The organism is Streptomyces sp. JLBJ103 (genome assembly GCF_058215575.1).
In genome coordinates, this window is sequence record NZ_CM177089.1 from 4851619 (window position 1) to 4871112 (window position 19494).

General features: G+C 69.8%; 17 protein-coding genes and 1 tRNA gene. 8 read left to right on the forward strand and 10 right to left on the reverse strand.

Going from position 1 to position 19494, the window contains the following annotated elements; genetic code table 11:
* Window positions 1–12: 12 nt before the first annotated feature.
* Genes AC4BEG_RS21310 through AC4BEG_RS21320 form a run of 3 tightly spaced genes read right to left on the reverse strand, consistent with a single transcriptional unit; the run spans window position 13 to window position 2485 of the window.
* The gene (locus AC4BEG_RS21310) at window positions 13–831 is read right to left on the reverse strand and encodes an ABC transporter permease (protein ID WP_490701340.1); all 819 of its coding nucleotides are present in this window, start codon (window positions 829–831) and stop codon (window positions 13–15) included.
* A complete protein-coding gene (locus tag AC4BEG_RS21315; protein ID WP_490701341.1) occupies window positions 828–1790 on the reverse strand; it encodes an ATP-binding cassette domain-containing protein in 963 nt (320 codons plus the stop codon). The genes AC4BEG_RS21310 and AC4BEG_RS21315 overlap by 4 nt, the downstream gene beginning before the upstream one ends.
* A 29-nt stretch (window positions 1791–1819) precedes the next feature.
* The gene (locus AC4BEG_RS21320) at window positions 1820–2485 is read right to left on the reverse strand and encodes a DUF4097 family beta strand repeat-containing protein (RefSeq protein WP_490701342.1); all 666 of its coding nucleotides are present in this window, start codon (window positions 2483–2485) and stop codon (window positions 1820–1822) included.
* 222 nt (window positions 2486–2707) lie between these two features.
* Here AC4BEG_RS21320 and AC4BEG_RS21325 point away from each other — a divergent pair, with 222 nt between their 5' ends.
* A complete protein-coding gene (locus tag AC4BEG_RS21325; protein WP_490707152.1) occupies window positions 2708–3439 on the forward strand; it encodes a helix-turn-helix domain-containing protein in 732 nt (243 codons plus the stop codon).
* A gap of 75 nt (window positions 3440–3514) precedes the next feature.
* On the opposite strand, the gene AC4BEG_RS21330 is transcribed toward AC4BEG_RS21325, so the two are convergent.
* Window positions 3515–3940: an ATP-binding protein gene (locus AC4BEG_RS21330; protein WP_490701343.1), complete on the reverse strand. Its 426-nt coding sequence runs from the start codon at window positions 3938–3940 to the stop codon at window positions 3515–3517.
* Window positions 3941–3960: 20 nt separating this feature from the next.
* On the opposite strand from AC4BEG_RS21330, the gene AC4BEG_RS21335 reads away from it, so the two are divergent.
* Window positions 3961–4863, forward strand: coding sequence for a helix-turn-helix domain-containing protein (locus AC4BEG_RS21335; protein WP_490701344.1), 903 nt, complete (start codon window positions 3961–3963; stop codon window positions 4861–4863).
* Window positions 4860–5102, forward strand: a complete 243-nt coding sequence (locus AC4BEG_RS21340; protein WP_490701345.1) for a DUF397 domain-containing protein — start codon at window positions 4860–4862, stop codon at window positions 5100–5102. Before AC4BEG_RS21335 ends, AC4BEG_RS21340 begins: the two co-directional genes overlap by 4 nt.
* Window positions 5103–5170: 68 nt before the next feature.
* Here AC4BEG_RS21340 and gntA read toward each other — a convergent pair whose 3' ends face one another.
* The 6 genes from gntA to AC4BEG_RS21370 all read right to left on the reverse strand — a co-directional run bounded on the left by gntA (window position 5171) and on the right by AC4BEG_RS21370 (window position 13248).
* Complete coding sequence (gene gntA / locus AC4BEG_RS21345) at window positions 5171–5863, reverse strand: guanitoxin biosynthesis heme-dependent pre-guanitoxin N-hydroxylase GntA (RefSeq protein WP_490701346.1); 693 nt, start codon at window positions 5861–5863, stop codon at window positions 5171–5173.
* 278 nt (window positions 5864–6141) lie between these two features.
* Window positions 6142–6909 carry a sulfite exporter TauE/SafE family protein gene (locus AC4BEG_RS21350; RefSeq protein ID WP_490701347.1) on the reverse strand — a complete coding sequence of 256 codons (768 nt, stop codon included), beginning with the start codon at window positions 6907–6909 and terminating at the stop codon, window positions 6142–6144.
* A gap of 128 nt (window positions 6910–7037) precedes the next feature.
* On the reverse strand, window positions 7038–11093 hold the full coding sequence (locus AC4BEG_RS21355) for an amino acid adenylation domain-containing protein (RefSeq protein WP_490701348.1): 4056 nt from the start codon (window positions 11091–11093) through the stop codon (window positions 7038–7040).
* 306 nt (window positions 11094–11399) lie between these two features.
* Window positions 11400–11990: a hypothetical protein gene (locus AC4BEG_RS21360; RefSeq protein WP_490701349.1), complete on the reverse strand. Its 591-nt coding sequence runs from the start codon at window positions 11988–11990 to the stop codon at window positions 11400–11402.
* Between the two features lie 189 nt (window positions 11991–12179).
* A tRNA-Cys gene (locus AC4BEG_RS21365) sits at window positions 12180–12251 on the reverse strand.
* Between the two features lie 118 nt (window positions 12252–12369).
* On the reverse strand, window positions 12370–13248 hold the full coding sequence (locus AC4BEG_RS21370; protein ID WP_490701350.1) for an alpha/beta fold hydrolase: 879 nt from the start codon (window positions 13246–13248) through the stop codon (window positions 12370–12372).
* Between the two features lie 204 nt (window positions 13249–13452).
* Between AC4BEG_RS21370 and AC4BEG_RS21375 the strand changes: the two genes are divergently transcribed.
* The 5 genes from AC4BEG_RS21375 to AC4BEG_RS21395 all read left to right on the forward strand — a co-directional run bounded on the left by AC4BEG_RS21375 (window position 13453) and on the right by AC4BEG_RS21395 (window position 19490).
* Window positions 13453–14358 carry a LysR family transcriptional regulator gene (locus AC4BEG_RS21375; RefSeq protein WP_490701351.1) on the forward strand — a complete coding sequence of 302 codons (906 nt, stop codon included), beginning with the start codon at window positions 13453–13455 and terminating at the stop codon, window positions 14356–14358.
* A 110-nt stretch (window positions 14359–14468) separates the two neighbouring features.
* Window positions 14469–15038 carry a cysteine dioxygenase family protein gene (locus AC4BEG_RS21380; RefSeq protein ID WP_490701352.1) on the forward strand — a complete coding sequence of 190 codons (570 nt, stop codon included), beginning with the start codon at window positions 14469–14471 and terminating at the stop codon, window positions 15036–15038.
* 61 nt (window positions 15039–15099) lie between these two features.
* The gene (locus AC4BEG_RS21385) at window positions 15100–16278 is read left to right on the forward strand and encodes a YeiH family protein (RefSeq protein ID WP_490701353.1); all 1179 of its coding nucleotides are present in this window, start codon (window positions 15100–15102) and stop codon (window positions 16276–16278) included.
* Window positions 16279–16637: 359 nt separating this feature from the next.
* On the forward strand, window positions 16638–18434 hold the full coding sequence (locus tag AC4BEG_RS21390; protein ID WP_490701354.1) for a DEAD/DEAH box helicase: 1797 nt from the start codon (window positions 16638–16640) through the stop codon (window positions 18432–18434).
* Window positions 18435–18848: 414 nt separating this feature from the next.
* On the forward strand, window positions 18849–19490 hold the full coding sequence (locus AC4BEG_RS21395; RefSeq protein ID WP_490701355.1) for an IclR family transcriptional regulator: 642 nt from the start codon (window positions 18849–18851) through the stop codon (window positions 19488–19490).
* Window positions 19491–19494: the final 4 nt, after the last annotated feature.

Below are 19494 nucleotides of genomic sequence, written 5' to 3' on the forward strand. Positions count from 1 at the left end.
TTACGCCGACGGCTACTTCGGGTCCTGGTTGAACTTCGAGGTCGACCAGACGTAGCCGAGCACCGCGAGGCCCACGCACCAGCCGACGGCGAGCCAGCCGTTGTTGCCGATCCCGGTGCCGAGCAGCAGGCCGCGCAGGGTCTCGATGGCGGGCGTGAACGGCTGGTATTCGGCGATCGGCTGGATCCAGCCCGGCAACGAGTGGAGGGGTACGAAGGCGCTGGAGAGGAGCGGCAGCAGGATCAGGGGCATGGCGTTGTTGCTGGCGGCCTCCGCGTTCGGGCTGACCAGGCCCATGCCGACCGCGATCCAGGTGAGCGCCGTGGCGAAGAGCACAAGCAGTCCGAACGCCGCGAGCCACTCCAGGACGGTGGCATCGGTGGACCGGAAGCCGATGGCCACGGCGACGGCACCGACGATGACCACGCTGATGATGGATTGCAGCACGCTGCCGATGACGTGTCCGACGATCACGGAGCCGCGGTGGATCGCCATCGTGCGGAAGCGGGCGATGATGCCCTCGCTCATGTCGTTGGAGACGGAGACCGCGGTGCCGATCGTGGTGCTGCCGATGGTCATCAGCAGCAGGCCCGGCACGATATAGGCGATGTACTCGGAGCGGTCCGGGCCGCCGCTGCCGATGCCCGCGCTCATGGTGTCGCCGAAGATGTAGACGAAGAGCAGCAGCATCATGATCGGGGTGAGCAGCAGGTTCAGCGTGAGGGACGGATAGCGCCGGGCATGCAGGAGGTTGCGGCGCAGCATGATGGCGGAGTCGCGTACGGCGAGGGAGATCCGGGTCGGGCGGGCGGGAGCCAGCGGGGCGCTCATCGGACAGCCTCCTTGGGCTGGTTGGGGATACCGGTACCGCCGGTCAGGGCGAAGAAGACGTCGTCGAGGTCGGGAGTGTGCACGGTCAGCTGGTCGGCCTCGATGCCGACTGAGTCCAGCCAGTCGAGGATGGAGCGCAGTTCGCGCTGGCTGCCGTCGCTCGGGATCTCCAGGGCGAGGGACGCGTCGTCCCGGACGGCCTCGCGCAGGGCGGAGGCGGCGCTCTGGTATGCGGCCGGGTCGGTGAAGCCGAGCCGGACGTGTCCGCCGGGGATCATCCGCTTCAGCTCGTCGGCGGTCCCCTCGGCCACGATCCTGCCGTCGTTCAGCACCGCGATATGGTCGGCGAGTTCGTCGGCCTCCTCCAGGTACTGGGTGGTGAGGAAGACGGTGACGCCGCCCGTGACGAGCTCGCGGATGATCTGCCACATGGTGTGCCGGGAGCGCGGGTCGAGGCCGGTGGTCGGCTCGTCGAGGAAGATGATCCGTGGGCTGCCGACCAGGGTCATGGCGATGTCGAGGCGGCGCTTCATGCCACCGGAGTAGGTGGAGGCGGGCTTCTTCGCGGCCTCGGTGAGGTCGAAGCGCTCCAGCAACTCGGCGGTGACCCGCCGCCCCTCGCGCTGGGGGAGATGGTGCAGGTCCGCCATGAGCAGCATGTTCTCCTCGCCGGTGATCAGGCCGTCCACGGCGGAGAACTGTCCGGTGACGCCGATCGCGGCGCGCACGGCCTGCGGGTCGGTGGCGAGGTCGTGGCCGCCGACCCGGATCTGGCCACTGGCGGGGTCGGGGGAGACGAGGGTGGAGAGGATTTTGACGGCGGTGGTCTTGCCCGCACCGTTCGGGCCGAGCAGGGAGAAGATCGTTCCTTCCGGGACGGCCAGGTCGACGCCGTCGAGGACGGTCTTGTCGCCGTAGGACTTGCGCAGCCCGTTCGCCGCGATGGCCACGTCGGTCATGAGGGGGCTCCTTCGAAAGCTGCGGGCGGCTACAGGCTGCGGGCGGTGATGTCGCCGTGGGAGGTGGTGGCGCGGATGTCGAGTTCGGCGGTGCCGTCGTTCTTGAGGGAGTTGCTGATGCGGCCGTAGCCGGTGCCGGCGTCCAGGGCGGCCGAGACGCCGACGGCGGCGGCGACCGAGATGTCGCCGGACTGGGTGCGGAGCACGACCGCGCCGCGCACGGCCTCGGCGATTCGGATGTCGCCCCTTGCGGTGCTGATCTCCGCGGGGCCGTTGAGCCGGCCGACTTCGACGTCGCCGTCGGTCGCGGTGAGGCGGACGCTCGCGGCCTCGTCGATCTTGATCTGGCGGTAGGCGCCGTCGAATACGACGTCGCCGAGGCGGCCGACGCCGCGGAGCTCGGAGCTGGCGGTCTTGGCCTCGATGCGGGAGCCGACGGGCAGTTGGACGGTGACCTCCACGGATCCGGAGGGACCGAAGAGCTGGTTCTTGGGCTCGGGGGTGTGGATTCGCAGGACGCCGTCGGCGTAGGCGACGGTGGTCTGCTTGGCGGTCTGGACGTCGCGGCTCTTGGCCGGGTTGGCGGGCAGGACCTCGACGGTGGTGTCGGCGCGCTCGGCGGCGATGAGCTGGATGCGTCCGGCGGGGATGTCCAGGACGGCGGTGACTGCGGCGGGGGTGTCGAACTTCTGCATCGTGCGCTCCTTCGGCCCGTTGTTTCTGACCCTGGAAACGCTACGTTGCGTTCAAGTATGTGGCAACGAGACCGTTGCGTCGGTCTGACATTTATGCAGGTCAATCACACGAAATCGTTGCAATGGTCTTAAGGCTAATGCAACAACCTGCACTCTGTTCGTTGCAATAGAATGAGGGTGAACGCTATGCTGGAGACACCGCGAACCACGGAGGAGACCGCGATGCCCGGAGGCAGGCTCACCCAGCAGGAACGCCAGCAGATCGCGCTGGGGCTGGCCGACGGCCTCGCCTACGCGGAGGTCGCCAGACGCCTTGACCGGCCGACCTCGACCATCACCCGCGAGGTCATGCGTAACGGCGGCCCCACCGCCTACCGCGCCGACCTCGCCCACCGCGCCACCGAGCACCGCGCCCACCGTCGCAGGCAGGCCACTCCCCGGGGCCCGAACACACCCCCGCAGCCCCACGGGCGCGACGCCGAAGCTGTGCGCGAGTACGAGGAGTTGCTCACCACCGTCTTCATGCAATCGGGCATGCCCAAGATGATGTCCCGGGTGATGGTCTGCCTCTGCACCAGCGATACGGGCAGCCTCACCGCGTCCGAACTCGTCCAGCGCCTCCAGGTCAGCCCGGCGTCCATCTCCAAAGCGATCGCGTTCCTCGAGAGCCAGGTCTTCATCCGTCGGGAACGCGACGAACGCCGCCGCGAGCGCTACGTCATCGACGACGAGATCATGCACCAGTCCATGATGGCCAGCATCCGTGCCATGGCCCAGGTCGCCGAGACCGCACGGCAGGGCGTCGGCGTCCTCGGCCCCGGCACCCCGGCCGCCGCCCGCCTTGAGAACATCGCCCGCTACCTCGACTTCGTCAACGAGAGCACCGCCCGCGCCGCGGAGCAGGCCCGCGAAGTCCTCCACACGAAACCCGAAACGACCAAGGCCCGAGGCTGACCTTGACCCTGCGTCAGGGTTGGAGGCTCGACAGTGAAGCCGACACCCTGGTCCCGTCCGACGGCTGAAGCACGCCTATTGGGGCATGGTCAGTTCGGCCCAGACCGTCTTGCCGACCAGGCCCGGGATGACGCCCCAGCGGTCGGACAACTCCTCGACGAGCAGCAGCCCGTGCCCTGACTCGCCCGGTGCCTCCTCGTCCTCCGGTTTGCGGCGCACGGCGGGCAGCCGGTCCGTGCAGGGGTCGCGTACCTCGATACGGAGGGTGTCACCCGCGAACTTGAGCGTCAGTCGAACGTTCCGTCCCGGGACGCGGCCGTGGAGCGCGGCGTTCGCGGTCAGTTCGGCGATGATCAGCGCGGCGTTCTCGACCGGCAGTCCCCAGGTGACGAGCCGTTCGGAGGCCATTAACCGACCGAGCCGGGCGCCCTTGCGGGTGGCGGAGAGCAGCACGGTGAAGTGCGAAACGGAGGTGTCGGTTCGAGTGATTTGTTGGCTCACGTCACTCAGAGTGGCCGTCTGTGCTTAGGCTGAAAAGTAGCCACGGGGATACGGGCGGTGACCGTCCGTCCGTTGCCCGGCCATGTCCGGATGACGTTGGGAGTGGGCCGGTATGGAGGACGAGGAGAGCGCGGCTGTACTACGGGCCCGTCGGCCGTCAGATCAAGCTCTGGCGCGAGGCGGCCGGGCTGAAACAGGCCGAACTGGGGGCCGCGATCGGTTACGGAGAGGAACAGGTCTCGGCCGTCGAACGGGCGCGGCGGATCCCCAGCCCCGGCTTCCTGGACAAGGCGGATGAGGTCCTGGGGGCGAGCGGCAAGATCGCCGCGATGAAGAAGGACGTCGCGGAGGCGCGGTATCCGAAGAAGGTGCGCGATCTGGCGAAGTTGGAGGCCGAGGCCGTCGAGTTGGGCGCGTATGGCACTCACAACATGGATGGCTTGTTGCAGACCGAGGAGTACGCCCACGCGCTGTACCGCATGAGGCGGCCGCTCCTCACGGAGGAGGAGATTGACCAGCGGGTTGCCGCTCGGATGGCTCGTCAGGAGATCTTCGTTCAGCAGCCCGCTCCCATCTTCAGCTTTGTCCAGGAAGAGGTGACGCTGCGCCGCCCCATCGGGGGCAAAATGGTTCAGCAACACCAACTTGAACACCTGCTCGAACTAGGGAAGTTGCGGAACGTCGAGATCCAGGTGATGCCGACGGAGCGAGATGACCACGCTGGTATGGGTGGCCAACTCCTGCTGCTGAAGCTCAAGCGAGGAGAGACGGTTGGTCACGTGGAGGTGCAGCGCTTCAACCGGCTCATCTCCGATCCGCGTGAGGTGCAGACCCTGGAGATCCAGTATGGGATTATCCGGGCGCAGGCCCTCACACCGCGTGAGTCCCTGGCCTTCATCGAGAAACTGCGGGGAGAGACATGACCCTCAAGCCCGACGAGTGGATCAAGAGCAGCTACAGCAGCAACGAAGGTCCGCAGTGCGTTGAGGTCGCTTGGATCAAGAGCAGCTACAGCAGCAACGACGGCCCCGACTGCGTAGAGGTCGCCGCCGACCCTTGCGGCACCATCCACATCCGCGACTCCAAGATCCCCGAGGGGCCTCGGCTCGCCGTGACCCCGGCCGCCTGGACCGCCTTCCTCGGCTACGCCTCACACCGCTGAGCCAACGCGATGCCCCGGCAGCCAGGCGCGGCTGCCGGGGCATCTGCGTACGCGTGGAGCGGGAAGGCTCAGGCCGAGGTCGGACCCGTCAGTGCGGGCTCGCGCTCGCCCTCGCGGGCAGCGAACGGGCACTGCCAGTCCGCGGGCTTCGGGCGGCCGGAGTAGCGGCGGGCCTCGGAGAGCTGCTCGTACTCGAGCAGGTTGGGGTTTATATCGCCCTGGAGCTGGATGTCCTGCTTGCGGATCTTCTCCGCGAGCCGGTCCCACATGTTGGCGCCCTTGATGCGGTCGAACTGCTCATGCGAGTTGAAGGCCAGCATCGGGAAGGGAGGACGGCGGCCCCAGCGGCGGTGGGTCTCGTGGAGGCCGATGACGAAGAAGGGATGACCGGCGACGCTGTAGGCGAACTCCTGAGCTTGCGGATCGGACGAATACCCCTCGGCCCAGCGATAGGACTGGGCGTCCTGTTCATGGAGCAGCTGGAGCTGTTCCCACAGCAGCTCCTCGAACCGGAGCTCGTCCACCCCGCGAGGCCGCTCGAACGTCGCGATGAAGCTCGTGAACGACTTGGCGCTCCAGTCCGCCGAGTCCACGAAATCCGCGAGATCGAGTGCCATCAGCCGGGCCGAATCCTCGGATCCCATCAGGTCGTAGTGACGATGGGTGATGCCACCCTTGCGCCAAGCGGACCGTCCCGCCAGGCAGGCGAACCGGTCCCCCAGAATGAACCGCTCCACCTCGTCACGTGCGTCCACCGTCATGGCCAGCCTTCCTTCCAACTACGTGCCTCCTCGCTGGGAGCTCATCTCCTTCTCCACATCAGAAAGCGCCCACCCTGCCGCACCTGCGTATCTGCGTATCGCGAGCAGGAGAACGAGATGGGTCGCCTGGCTGAATTGTGACCGGCGACGGCCCATCGGCGAAATCCGTTTGCGGGACAGATGCCTGTGTGCGGATGTGATGTGCGTCGTTCAGCAAAGCGTGACGAGATCAGCGCGTTCGGTGACGGTTCGGGATCGCCCCGCCGGGCGGCCCGCGCTCACCGTGCCACCAGCTGCACGATCGCCACCGTGCCCACCGTCACGATGAGTGCGCGCAGCACGGCCGGGCTGAACCGGCGGCCGACCGCGGCTCCTATCTGGCCGCCCAGCGCGGAGCCGATCGCGATCAGGGCGACGGCCGTCCAGTCGAAGTGGGCGGCGAAGAAAAAGAAGATCGCGGCGACCGTGTTGACCACGGCCACATAGACATTCTTGGCGGCGTTGACGCGTTGCAGGGGCTCATCGAGCAGCATGCCCATCAGGGACACATAGATGATCCCTTGGGCGGCGGCGAAGTAGCCGCCGTAGACGCTGGCCAGCGTCAGGCCCGCGAACAGCAGAGGGCCGCCGTCCCGGTGGTCGGGGCCGCCCGTCCGCTCACGGCGCTCGCGTACGGCCCGGCTGATCCGCGGCTGGAGGATGACCAGGATCAGCGCCAGGCCCACCAGCACCGGAACGATCATCTCGAAGGCCGTGCTGGGCAGAGCCAGCAGCAGGGTGGCGCCGATGAGACCGCCGATGAGGGCGGCCGAGCAGAGCTTGAGGATGCGCCGGGCCTGGCCGGTGAGCTCCTTGCGGTAGCCGATGGCGCCGCTGATGGAGCCGGGGACCAGGCCCAGCGCGTTGGAGACGGTGGCGGTGACCGGCGGCAGACCGGTGGCCAGCAGAACGGGGAAGGTGATCAGCGTCCCGGAGCCGACGACGGTGTTGATGGCGCCCGCACCGGTGCCCGCCGCGAACACGGCGGCCATTTCCCACGGGGTCACGCCGACTCTTTCCTCGTGCAACGAATGCTCATGAGCCACGACGGTAGATCACGATCCGTTCGGTGACCAGCGAAGTGATCAACGGCCCGGGGACGCCCCCGACGGAGCGGCCCCGAGCCGCCGTGCCCTCAGCTCCGGGCGCGGTCCAGCGCCGCTGCCAGCACCGGGCCGATCCGGGCGAGCGAATCCTCCCGCATCATCCGGTAGTGGTGGTCCGGGACGCCGTGCACCTGGAGGCTGCCGCCGACATGCGCCCGCCAGGCGCCGGGGACATGCAGCGGATCGCGCCGGTAGCCCGGGATCTCGTCCTCGGCGATGAAGAGCAGCATGTCGCCGTCGAACCGGTCGGGGGTGAACTTGCGCATCAGCTCCTGGTCGTTGAGCAGGATGTCCAGCAGCGGGAAGCTGTGTTCGCCCGCCAGCAGCCGTTCCGGCAGCCCGGTCTCCCGGCTGAGGTCCGCCACCAGATCGTCGGCGGTCCCGGCCCCCTCGGGGTGGGCGGCCAGCCAACCGGGGGCGAAGATGTCACCGCCGCCGATGTCGTCCAGCAGCACCCCGAGCCACTGCCGCTTGCTCAGCTCCGGGGTGTTCGGGAGCGCCTGGGCGTTGTCGGGGTAGGCGTCCACCACGGCCAGGACGCCGACCTCCGCGCCCTCGTTCCGCAGCCGGGTCGCCATGGCGTGGGCGATCAGACCGCCGAAGGACCAGCCGAAGAGGTGGTACGGGCCGCTCGGCCGCACCCGGCGGAGCTGCCGCAGATAGTCGTCCGCCATCTCCTCCACACTGGCCGGGAGGATGTCCGGCTCGGTCAGCCCGCGCGCCTGGAGGGCGTAGACCGGCTGGTCGGGGGCGAGATGGCGGAGCAGTCCGGTGTACGACCAGCCGAGGCCGCCGCCGGGGTGGACGCAGAACAGTGGCGGGCGCTGCCCCTCGCCGCGCAGCGGCAGCAGGATGTCCAGCGGCGGGCGCTCGGGCGTGCCGTCGACCCCGGCCGTGGGCGCGGACGCCAGCCGCTCCACCAGCCGGGCTACGGTCGGCGCCTCGAACAGATCGCGCATCGACAGCTTGTCGCCGAGCACCGGGCGGGCCTGGGCGACCAGTTTCGAGGCGAGCAGCGAATGGCCGCCCAGCAGGAAGAAATCGTCGTCGATGGTGACGCCGGGGACGCCGAGGGTCGCGCCGAAGAGCGCGCAGAGCGTCTCCTCGACCGGGGTGCGGGGCGCCCGGCCGGACGCGCCCGCCTCGAAGGACGGCGCGGGCAGGGCGGTGCGGTCCAGCTTGCCGTTGGCGTCCACCGGGAGCGCGTCCAGCACGGTGAACGCGGCGGGCACCAGATGCTCGGGCAGGGTACGGGCCAGGGCCTCGCGGGCGGCGGCGGGGTCGGGTCCGTGCACGGAGCCGGGCGTCATAGCGGAGCCGGGCGTCAGATACGCGATCAGCCGCTGCTCGCCGTCTGCGTCCGTGTGCAGCGCGGCTGCGGCGTCCGCGACGTCCGGCAGGGTCCGCAGCGCGGCCTCGACCTCGCCCAGCTCGATCCGGAACCCGCGCAACTGCACCTGGCCGTCGGCGCGGCCGAGGTACTCCAGGGTGCCGTCGGGGAGGCGGCGGGCCAGATCGCCGGTGCGGTACATCCGGGCGTCGGGGTCGCCGAACAGCGGGCCGAAGGGGTCGGGGACGAACCGCTCGTCGGTCAGCTCGGGTTGGTTGAGATAGCCGAGGGCGAGCTGTGCCCCGGCCGCGTAGAGCTCACCGGTCGCCCCGGCCGGGCACGGCTTGAGGGCGGTGTCGAGGACGTAGAGCCGGGTGTTGTGGACCGGGGTGCCGATCGGCACCGGTCCGTCCGCGCCGGGCCGGACCAGATGGTGGGCGACCTGGATGGTGGTCTCGGTGGGGCCGTAGAGGTTGTGCAGCGGCACCCCGGGCAGCAGCGTGTGGAAGAGCTCGGCCGTCTCGCGCGGCAGCGCCTCACCGCCGCTGGACGCCCGGCGCAGGGAGCTCGCGCAGGACGCGGCGGCGTCGGGGTCGGCCAGCAGCGCCCGGAGCATCGACGGCACGAACTGGAGCGTGGTGACTTCCTCCTCGCGGACGGTGCGCGCGAGACGGGCCGGGTCCTTGTGGTCGCCGGGCCTGGCGAGCACCACGGTGGCACCGCTGATCAGCGGCAGGAAGAACTCGCAGACGGAGGCGTCGAATCCGGCCGGGGTCTTCTGGAGCATCCGGTCGTCGGAGGTGAGGCCGTACAGATCGCGCATCCACTCCAGGGCGTTGATGACGGCCTGGTGCGGGACCACCACGCCCTTGGGGCGGCCGGTGGAGCCGGAGGTGTGGATGATGTACGCGGGGTCCTCGGGGGCGGGAGCCACCGGGGGAGCGGCCTCGTCCGTGCCGCTGTCCGTGGCGCTCTCCTCGGGGGCGTCCAGCAGCAGCCGTGGCACCCCGGCCGCCGGGGGCAGTGCCGCGGCGCTGTCGGAGCGGGTGACGAGGAGCGCGGGCGCGGTGTCGTCGAGCAGATACGCCAGCCGCTGCGCCGGATAGTCCGGATCGAGCGGCACATAGGCGGCCCCGGACTTCAGCACCGCCAGCAGGGCGACCACCAGGTCGGGGGAGCGGGGCAGCCCGACGGCGACCGTGCGGCCCGGTCCGGCGCCGTGGGCGCGGAGCTGGCGAGCCAGCCGGTCGGCGGCGGTGTCCAGCTCCGCGTAGCTCAGCCGGGTGCCCTCGAAGACCACGGCCGGCGCTTCAGGGGCGCGGGCGGCCTGGGCGGCGATCAGCTCGGGGAGGGTGGCGGTGGAGACCGGGCGGGCCGTGGCGTTCGGCTCGACGACCATCCGGTGGATCTCCTCGGCGGAGAGGAGGTCGAGACCGCCGACCGTGCGTTCCTTGTCCGCGGCGGCGTCAGGGTCGGCGAGGGAGCGCAGCAGCCGCAGATAGCGCTCACGGTGGCCGATCAGATCGTCCTCGGTGTAGAGGTTGGAGTTCGCGTTGAGGTCGATGCGGATACCGGTGCCGTCGGACCGGTCGTAGCCCATGATCGAGAGGTCTTCGACGGTGCCGTTGGAGAGGTTGTGGCCCACGACCCGGTGACCGGCGAAGTCGAAGTCGTAGTCGTAGGTCATGATGTTGACGTGCGGGCCGAGGAATCCATTGCCGCCGTCCGGCATCCGCAGGTCCCGGGCCAGATCGATACGGCGGTAGCGCTGGTGCCGCAGGGCCTGCCGTACTTCCCGGGAGACCTGGCGCACCAGCTCCCGTATTCGCATATCGGAGCGCACCCGGATGCGCAGCGGCACCACATTGGCGAACATGCCAGGAATGGAACGTGCGGTGGCATCGGTGCGGGCGGAGACCGGCAGCGTCAGAATGATGTCGGATTCGCCGGTCATCCGGTGCAGATACACCGCGGTGGCCGTGATGATCATCGCAGACCAGTGGGTCGCGTATGCGCGGGCGGCGGCGCGTAGTTCGACCGCCTCCGCTTCACTGAGGTAGGCGGTCTGCCGCAGCACGGTGGACAGTTCATTGCCGGGGCGGCCGGAAAGCCGGGCCGGTCGCGGGGAATCCCCGAAGTGGTCCATCCAGTAGGCGCGGTCCTTGGCGAAATCCTCCGACGCCCGGTATTCCGCGTCCTGATCGAGCATCGCCCGCAGTGAGCCGAAGACGGTTTCCGCGGCGACCGGTTCGGTGCCTCGCACCAGGGCCGTGTAGATCTCGGCGGTGCGGCGGGCGAGCAGCGCGGCGGAGCCCGCGTCCGAGACGATGTGATGGGTGCCCTGGTACCACAGGAAGCATTCCGGCCCCAGTTTCAGCAGGGCGAAGGAGAACGCGGGGTGGTCGCCGAGCCGGAGCCGGGTGGCCAGGTCGTGCTTCATCCACCGCTCGGCCGCCGCACGCGGGTCGGGCTCCCCGCTGACGTCGGGTGTCGGCAGCTCCCAGTCGGTCACCGGGTCCAGCGCCTGCCAGGGCAGTCCGTCGTCCTCACCGACGCGCACGTTGTAGGGCTCGGCCTCGGTGACGGCCCGGCGCAGCGCCCTCTCGAATATGTGCTGGTCTATCGGGCCCTGTATCTCCAGGTACTCGCCGACCCGGAACGTCGTACTCTCCGGCGGCTCCAACTGCTCGATGAACCAGATCTCGCTCTGACCGGTCGACAACGGCAGACGGGCGGCCGTTACGGCGGGCTGCACATTTCCCCCACGTGAAAACAGAATTCGTCGAAAGTCGAAACAAAGGTGCCTGGCAGTCGGGGCGTTGTCCGCCGTGCGACCGCAGGCACCACTGTGACCCTATGAGACGAACATGTCGGGTACGGGGCATCAAGGCGGGATGGCCAGGGGAGTTGACTTGATCTTAACGGTGCGCCCGAATGTATTCGCACGTGGTGAGACGGCCCGGAGGCCGTTCAGTGGTGAGGATGTGAAAGCGGGAAGCGCGAAGATGAACGGAACGGAAAGAAGATGGAGGTCGTGACTGGAAGTGAACTGGCCCCGCTGTCAACAGCCTTCGACGGTTCCGCCGCCGTTCCAGCCCATTTTCTGCCAGTGGTCGAACCATGCCAGATAGTACCGCTCGACGGTAGAGGTGAATACGTGCGCGTTGTTCTGATCGCAGCGGACTGAGATGCCGCCCGGAACGCGCTGGGCGTAGACGATGCCGCCGTCAGGTTTCTTGAAGTGCAAATCCATCCTCATCGGTCCTTCGGCGCCCGGGAATCCCTCAATGGTCTGATACCCCTGCGAGGTGATGAGGTAGTCCATCGCAATCCAGATGAACGGGACGTGCGTCGACGGGTCCTCAGCCTTGGTGGCGGAGATCTTGAAGTCTCTGAGTGTGACGATGGTATCGGCCGGGTTGGCCGCATCGACAAACACAGCCTGCTTGATCGTTCTTGTCTTCGTCGTGAGGTTCACGTCACCGTTTACGGGCTTGACGATGAAACCCAAATGGTAAAGGAGAGAGCTGGGCGCGATGTATTGGTCCACCTTGACCTCGGGCCACGCGTCGTCCGTCACCACGAACTCGGCGGCGCGAAAGGTCGAAAGTTCCTGGAGGGTGCCGGTCGCTCGGTGATTGGTGTAGGTCACGGTCGGCCTCTTCCGCGGCGGTGGTTTCACTGTCGCTTCAGAGTCTTGATGCTGGAATCGGATTCGGCTCGTCGGGCAGGTCCAATCGGAGTCGTGGGCCCGACCCGGGCACGGATCAGCCACGGATGAACAACGGAGCGGCACTCTCTCTGGGGTGCCGCCTCTTCGTTTGCCCGTTCAAGGCAGCGGAGGCCGTGACCGGATTCGAACCGGCGTAACTCGCTTTGCAGGCGAGCCCCTCAACCACTCGGGCACACGGCCGATGTTGTGCTCGTGCTTCGACGATAGGGACGGGGTTCGAGGGTCTCAATGATTCGGCCACGGCTGCCATGCGACTGACACACCGCGTTCATACCGGGGCACCCGGCCTTCCCAGGTGTCACGGCCGCCCGGGGCGGCCCGCGAGGAAGTCCTCGACCAGCGGGCGGAACAGATCCGGCTCGTCCACCCACGGGTAGTGGCCCACACCGTGCAGCGGCTGCGCCCGTCCGTCGGGGAAGGACTCCGCGACCAGCTCCCCGGCTCGTACGCCGGTCACCGCGTCCCGGTCGCCGGTCACCGCAAGCACCGGGCAAGGAACTTCGCGCAGCCGGGCCAGCACCGCGCGGCGCCCCGCCTCGTCGACGCCCTGCCAGAAGCCCGCGCGCGGCACCGGGCCGAGCTGCTCGCCCTCGGCCGCCGCATGGGCCCGCTGGGGCTCGTCCCAGCGGCCGTACGCCATCGGGGCGGCCTGGAGCAGCAGTCGGCGCACCTCTCCGAAGTCGGTGGTGTCCGGCAGCAGCTGCACCGCGACATACGCCTCCTGCCACCATGGCTCGTTCGCGCGCGACTCGAAGATCTCCCGGGCGTCCTCGGGCAGTTCGCCCTGGAGCCGGGCGCCCGGACAGACCAGCACCAGATGGGTGAGGTGCTCGGAGTGTGCGGCCGCGTACGCCTGTGCCGTGGCCGCCGCCGCGTCGTGCGCCAGCAGCGGGAAGCGGTTCAGCCCCAGATGGCGGCGGAGCGCCTCCAGGTCCTCGGCGAGACCGGGGAAGGAGTAGCCGTTGGGGTCGGTGGCCGGAGGGGAGTCCCCGGTGCCGCGGCTGTCGGGGATGATCAGCGTGTGGTGGGCGTCAAGGCCGCCGAGGTCGCCGAGGTAGGCGGCGTTCCGCCCCGGCCCGCCGGCCAGACAGATGAGCGGCGGGCGCGCGGAGCCGTCCCGGGCCTCCAGCACGCGATAGGCCAGCTCGGTGTTGTCGTACGACGTGTAGTGCGGCATAAGGTCAGCTTGCCCGAAGAGCCCCGACTCAGCCCGAAGACACCGAGGCGTGTGACACCCGTCATCGGCCGTCGGGGGTGAGGCCCCCGGCCGTCGGGGGAGCGAGGTCACCGGCCGTCGGGGACGAGCGGTGACTCCAAAGCACCACTGGGGGTGGTCTTCCCGCTACCCAAATTCCGCTTATGTTATGGCTATCATGCGAGGGTGTTCGATTCCCGGCACATCAAGACGTTCCACGAGGTGGTCAGCGCCGGTTCCTATTCGGCCGCCGCCCGTGCGCTCGGCTATACCCAGCCCGCGATCACCCAGCAGATGAAGGCCCTCGAACGGGCCGTCGGCAGCCCGCTGTTCATCCGGGTCGGCCGGGGGATGCGGCTCACCGAGGCGGGGGAGACCCTGGCCCGGCACGCGGACACCATCCTGTCCAGCATTTCCACCGCCCAGCAGCAGATGAACGCCATCACCCGGCTGCGCTCGGGCCGGGTGCGGGTGTGTGCCTTCCCCAGCGCCAACGCCACCCTGATCCCCGAGGTCATGGCCCGGCTCGCCGCCACCCACCCGGGGGTGCGGGTGGAGCTGCTGGAGGGCGAGCCGCCGGAGTCGCTGGGGCGGGTGGTGCGCGGGGAATGCGACATCACACTCGCCTTCACCTATCCCGGGCTGCACGAGGAGGTTCCCGCCGAGCTGGTCGAGATCCCGCTGCTGGAGGACCAGCTGACGGTGCTGCTGCCGTCCGGGCATCCGCTGGCCCGGCGGCGCGCGGTCAAGCTGGCCGATCTGAGCGAGGAGCGCTGGATCGCCGGATGTCTGCGCTGCCGCGCCAACTTCCTGCACGAATGCGCCGAGCAGGGCTTCGCCCCGGACATCGCCTTCACCACCGACGACAACCTGGTGGTGCAGAGCATGGTCGCGGCGGGGCTGGGGGTCGCGATGATGCCGGGTCTGGTGCTGTCCTTCCTGTGCCACCAGAAGGTCGCCGGACGCGCCCTGGACCCCGCGTCGCGCCGCCATGTCTCGGCGTATCTGTTGCGCGAGCACCTGGAGATCCCGGCGACCGCGCGGGTGCTGGAGGAGCTGAAGACGGTGGCGGGCAACCGGGTCGGCTGCTGACCCCGTCCACGGGCCCGCCCGCCCCAACCAGCCGTCCATAAGCAGAATTTAGGGGACGGCCAAGAAATCATCGTTGGACGTGATGGAGCGCGCAGCGGCACGCTGCGGCTATGACCACCACGCCGACCGAACCCACCGTCCCCCGCGTCACGACGCGCCTCGGCGCGTTCGTCGACGGCGTACGCGAGGCCGTAGGACGCGGACTGCCGCCCGATGTGACCGCCTATCTCGTGGGCGAACGGCTCGCGCCCTTCCTCGGCGCGGCCGATCTGCTCACCCCCGAGCAGCGGGAGGGCGACCCCGACTGCTACCGCCAGCACATCCTGCACGCCGAGCCCGACGGCAGCTTCTCGATCGTCGCCTTGGTCTGGCTGCCCGGTCAGCGCACCTCCATCCATGACCATGTGTCCTGGTGCGTGACCGGTGTCCACGAGGGTGAGGAGCGCGAGCGCCGCTACCGACTGGTGCCGGACGGGCTGAGCTCGCGGCTGGTCGCGGAGAAGGACGTGGTCAATCCGCAGGGGTCGGTATGCGGGTTCGCGCCGCCGGGAGATATCCACAGGGTGTGGAACGCCTGCGAGGGCACGGCGATCTCGATCCATGTCTACGGCGCGGACATCGCGCGGCTGGGCAACAGCGTACGGCGGGTGTACGAGCTGCCGACGGAGGACGAGCTGTGAGCGCGCGCCGCTCCGCCCGTCCGTTCCGCCCCGCCCGTCCGTTCCGCGGCGCGGTGACGGCGTGGCGCTGACGGGGGCGCGGGCCGCCGGGCGGGCGAACGCCGGCTCCGCCGCCACGTCGTCCGCCGCGTCCAGCGGGTCGTCCGCCGGACCCTCCGCCGCGTCCACCGCGCCGGGCCGTCGGCTGCCCGCCCCCACGTACGGCCTCGGCCTCGCGGCGGCCGGGGTCGCGGTCGCCTGGTGCGTCCACTGGCTCGTACCCGCCGTTCCGCTGCTCACCGCGGCCGTGGTGCTGGGCATCACGGCCGCCCATCTGCCTGGTGTACGGGGCCTGGTGCGCGGAGCGTGCCGCGCCGGGCTCTCCTTCGCCGGGAAGCGGCTGATGCGGCTGGGCATCGTGCTGCTGGGCCTCGGGCTCGGCCTCGGCGATGTGCTCGGCCTCGGCTGGGCCACCGTGGCGATGGTGTTCGGCGTGGTCGCGGCCACGTTCTTCGGCACCTGGTGGCTCGGCCGCCGGATGGGGCTGCGCGGGGACCAGCCGCTGCTGATCGCCACCGGCTATTCCATCTGCGGCGCGTCCGCGATCGGCGCGGTCAGCGAGGTCTCGGAGAGCGACGAGCGCGATGTGGCCACCTCGGTGGCGCTGGTCACCCTGTGCGGCACCCTCGCCATCGCCGTACTGCCGCTGCTCCAGCACCCGTTAGGGCTGAACGACGCGGAGTTCGGCCGGTGGGCGGGCGCGAGCGTGCACGACGTGGGCCAGGTCGTGGCGACCGCCCAGACCGCCGGGCATGCCGCGCTCACCGAAGCGGTGCTGGTCAAGCTGGTGCGAGTGGCGATGCTCGCACCACTGGTCGCGGCTCTGGCGCTGTCCGTACGGGCACGCCGGAAGGCCGCCGAGGCGGCCGTGGTGACCAACACGGCCGCGGGGGGTAACGGGGGCGAGGAAGCCGGGGGTTCGGAGCGGGCGGGGACGCGGCGGCCGCCGCTGGTTCCGCTCTTCGTCCTCGGCTTCCTGGCCATGGCCGCCGTGCGCAGCACGGGCGTGCTGCCCACGGCCGCGCTGGACACCGCCGGTGACGTCCGTGAACTCCTCCTCGCCGCCGCCCTCTTCGGGCTCGGCAGCGCGGTCCACCTCCCCTCGCTGTCCCGGACGGGGGCGCGGGTGGCGGCGCTGGGGCTGTGCGCGTGGGTGGTGATCGCGGGGGTGTCGTACGCGGGAGTGCTGCTCACGGCGTGACCGCATGACCGTGTGACCGCGGGCTCTAGGGCCCGTCGTCAAAGGGGCCGCCCTGCTCCCGACGCCTGGCACGGCGCCTTGCCGCGTTGTCGAAAGGCGCCCGAGTACGCCCAGTACGAGGGCGATCCTCCGCCTTGCGATCGACCGCACCAGACGCCGCTCGCGGCCGGACGCCCCCTTTGACGACGGACCCTGGCCCCACTCGGCCGTGGACCGGAAGGTGATCCGGTCCGCGGCCGCGGTGTGAGCCTGGTCCCACCCTCGGGGGGTCTCGTGGCATACGCCCGAAGCGTGAATGGCGGCACAGGTAGGCTGACGCGGTTCCCGAACCACGCCGCCGAGCCAGCCCGACGGAGACCGTGACTACTACCGCCTCCAGCACCAGTCATCACCTCTCGCCCGCCTTCCCGGGGCGGGCGCCCTGGGGTACCGCGAGCAAGCTGCGCGCCTGGCAGCAGGGCGCCATGGACAGGTACATCCAGGAGCAGCCCAAGGACTTCCTCGCGGTCGCGACGCCCGGCGCGGGCAAGACGACCTTCGCGCTGACCCTCGCGTCCTGGCTGCTGCACCACCATGTGGTGCAGCAGGTGACGGTCGTCGCGCCCACCGAGCACCTGAAGAAGCAGTGGGCGGAGGCCGCGGCGCGGGTCGGGATCAAGCTGGACCCGGAGTACAGCGCGGGCCCGCTCGGCAAGGAGTACCACGGGGTCGCGGTGACCTACGCGGGCGTCGGCGTCCGCCCGATGCTGCACCGCAACCGCAGCGAGCAGCGCAAGACCCTGGTGATCCTGGACGAGATCCACCACGCCGGTGACTCCCGCTCCTGGGGTGAGGCGTGCCTGGAGGCGTTCGAGCCCGCGACCCGGCGGCTGGCGCTCACCGGTACGCCCTTCCGGTCCGACACCAACCCCATCCCGTTCGTCACCTACGAAGAGGGCAACGACGGCATCCGCCGCTCCTCCGCCGACTACACCTACGGCTACGGCAACGCGCTGGCCGACGGCGTCGTCCGGCCGGTCATCTTCCTCTCCTACAGCGGCAATATGCGCTGGCGCACCAAGGCGGGCGACGAGATCGCGGCCCGGCTGGGCGAGCCGATGACCAAGGACGCGGTCTCGCAGGCGTGGCGCACCGCGCTCGATCCGCGCGGCGACTGGATGCCGAACGTGCTGCGCGCCGCCGACCAGCGGCTGACCGAGGTCCGCAAGGGCATCCCGGACGCGGGCGCGCTGGTGATCGCCGCCGATCAGGAGTCGGCCCGCGCGTACGCCAAGCTGATCCGTGAGATCACCGGCACCAAGGCCACGCTGGTGCTGTCCGACGAGGCCGCGGCCTCGCAGCGGATCGAGGACTTCAGCCACTCCGACGACCGCTGGATGGTCGCGGTCCGCATGGTGTCGGAGGGGGTGGACGTGCCCCGGCTGGCGGTCGGGGTGTACGCCACCACCATCTCCACTCCCCTCTTCTTCGCCCAGGCCGTCGGCCGCTTCGTACGGTCGCGGCGGCGCGGTGAGACCGCGTCCGTGTTCCTCCCCACCATCCCGATGCTGCTCGGCTTCGCAGGCGAGATGGAGGTCGAGCGCGACCACGTCCTGGACAAGCCGAAGAAGGACGGCGAGGAGGAGAACCCGTACGCGGAGGAGGAGAAGCTCCTCGAGGAGGCCGAGAAGCAGCAGGACGAGGACACCGGCGAACAGGACCAGCTGCCCTTCGAGGCGCTGGAGTCGGACGCGGTCTTCGACCGGGTGCTCTACGACGGCGCCGAGTTCGGGATGCAGGCGCACCCCGGCAGCGACGAGGAGCAGGACTACCTCGGCATCCCCGGGCTGCTCGAACCCGACCAGGTGCAGATGCTGCTCCAGCGGCGGCAGGCCAAGCAGATCGCGCACAGCCGCAAGCGGCCGGACACGGAGGCCGATCTGCTGGAGATCCCGGCCGAGCGGCGGCCGGTGGTCACCCACAAAGAGTTGCTGGAGCTGCGCAAGCAGCTCAACACGCTGGTGGGGGCGTATGTCCACCAGAGCGGCAAACCGCATGGGGTGATCCACACCGAGCTGCGCCGGGTGTGCGGAGGGCCGCCGAGCGCGGAGGCCACGGCCGGGCAGATCCGTGAGCGGATCAAGAAGGTGCAGGAGTGGGCCACACGTATGCGGTGACGGAAGGCCGCGCATGTGGTGATGGCCGCGCATGTGGTGATGCGAGGGGTGGTGCGGATTGTGTCCGCACCACCCCTCGCGCTTTTCACAACCCCTCACAACCCCTTTGAGGGAACGCCGCCAACTCGCCACCGAATATCCGGGCGTACAGCGCTAAACGTGATGAATCGCCACCCGGCAGGGCGGTGACAGCGGAAAGCTCTGCTCGGATTCTGGACGGGCTCTTCCGCTCAGCGAACCGGGTCGCTAGCGTTCGGGCACGCACACGCCCCGTGGCAGCGCCGCCTCGGAGCGCAGCCGGATGCGTACCAGCCGTACCAGCCACCGCGACCGGCGGCCTCTGCGCGCGCCGTCGTCGGGACCGGCGGTGCACCTCCGCCAAGGGTCGCGACCCATCACCGAGGAGGGGGCGTCGTGACCGCGGAGACCTCTCAGACGCTCGACCGGGGACTGCGTGTCCTCAAACTGCTCGCCGACACCGACCACGGGCTGACCGTCACCGAGCTGTCCACCAAGCTCGGCGTCAACCGCACCGTGGTCTACCGACTCCTGGCCACCCTCGAGCAGCATTCCCTGGTCCGCCGTGACATCGGCGGACGGGCACGCGTCGGGCTGGGGGTGCTCCAGCTCGGCCGCCAGGTGCATCCGCTGGTCCGGGAGGCGGCCCTGCCCGCACTGCGCTCCCTCGCCGAGGACATCGGCGCGACCGCCCACCTCACCCTGGTCGACGGCACCGAGGCCCTCGCGGTCGCGGTGGTCGAGCCGACCTGGACCGACTACCACGTGGCCTACCGGGCCGGGTTCCGCCATCCGCTGGACCGGGGCGCCGCGGGCCGGGCGATCCTGGCCGCCCGCGCGGCCCGCGTCGACGACCCGGGCTACGCCCTCACCCACGGCGAACTGGAGGCGGGCGCGAGCGGTGCGGCCGCTCCGCTGCTGGGGGTGACCGGGATAGAGGGCAGTGTGGGGGTGGTGATGCTCTGCGACGCCGTACCGGAACGGATCGGTCCGAGGGTGGTGGACGCCGCCCGGGAGGTGGCCGACGCGCTGAGGTGATGGC

Coding starts and splice junctions, on each gene's coding strand:
- AC4BEG_RS21315 (WP_490701341.1), bottom strand. CDS start 1,790: ATGACCGACGTGGCCATCGCGGCGAACGGGCTGCGCAAGTCCTACGGC.
- AC4BEG_RS21380 (WP_490701352.1), top strand. CDS start 14,469: ATGACCACCACGCCGACCGAACCCACCGTCCCCCGCGTCACGACGCGC.
- AC4BEG_RS21320 (WP_490701342.1), bottom strand. CDS start 2,485: ATGCAGAAGTTCGACACCCCCGCCGCAGTCACCGCCGTCCTGGACATC.
- AC4BEG_RS21340 (WP_490701345.1), top strand. CDS start 4,860: ATGACCCTCAAGCCCGACGAGTGGATCAAGAGCAGCTACAGCAGCAAC.
- AC4BEG_RS21325 (WP_490707152.1), top strand. CDS start 2,708: ATGCCCGGAGGCAGGCTCACCCAGCAGGAACGCCAGCAGATCGCGCTG.
- AC4BEG_RS21370 (WP_490701350.1), bottom strand. CDS start 13,248: ATGCCGCACTACACGTCGTACGACAACACCGAGCTGGCCTATCGCGTG.
- AC4BEG_RS21310 (WP_490701340.1), bottom strand. CDS start 831: ATGAGCGCCCCGCTGGCTCCCGCCCGCCCGACCCGGATCTCCCTCGCC.
- gntA (WP_490701346.1), bottom strand. CDS start 5,863: ATGACGGTGGACGCACGTGACGAGGTGGAGCGGTTCATTCTGGGGGAC.